General features: G+C 59.8%; 1 protein-coding gene. It reads right to left on the bottom strand.

The features are described 5' to 3' along the window. Positions 1 to 155: 155 nt before the first annotated feature. A partial coding sequence (locus D3H34_RS33300) for an adenosylhomocysteinase (RefSeq protein WP_147400627.1) occupies positions 156 to 714 on the bottom strand: 559 nt, incomplete at its 5' end.

A 714-nucleotide genomic window follows, 5' to 3' on the forward strand; every position in this document is an offset into this window, starting at 1 on the left:
GTCTACAAGCAATTGATCGGCACGCATGGAGTAAATCCGTCTCAAAAAAGGAATCGCTACCGCCGGCGCATGGGCCGGCGGCAAAGTCGCCCCATCAAAGGGGCGGAAAAAACATTCAGAGGCCATGCCGGCACGCGGCATGGCCGAACCGCTTTTTAGTAGCGGTAGGTGTCGGGCTTGTAAGGGCCTTGCTTGGAGACGCCGATGTACGCAGCCTGGCTGTCCGTCAGTTCGGTCAGCATCGCGCCGACCTTCTTCAGGTGCAGGCGGGCGACTTTTTCATCGAGGTGCTTGGGCAGCACGTAGACCTTGCCGACGGCATAGGCGTCCTGCTTGGTGAACAGCTCGATCTGGGCGATGGTCTGGTTGGCGAACGAGGCGCTCATCACGAAGCTGGGGTGGCCCGTGGCGCAGCCCAGGTTCACCAGGCGGCCCTTGGCCAGCAGAATGATCTTCTTGCCGTCGGGGAACTTGATGTGGTCGACCTGGGGCTTGATTTCTTCCCACTCGTACTTTTCGATAGCCGCGACGTCGATTTCATTGTCGAAGTGACCGATGTTGCAGACGATGGCTTCGTCCTTCATCGCCAGCATGTGCTCGTGGCGGATGATGTCGCGGTTGCCGGTGGTGGTCACGAAGATGTCGGCCTTGTCGGCGGCCCATTCCATGGTCACGACCTTGTAGCCTTCCATCGCGGCCTGCAGCGCGTTGATC

This window comes from Acidovorax cavernicola (assembly GCF_003581445.1).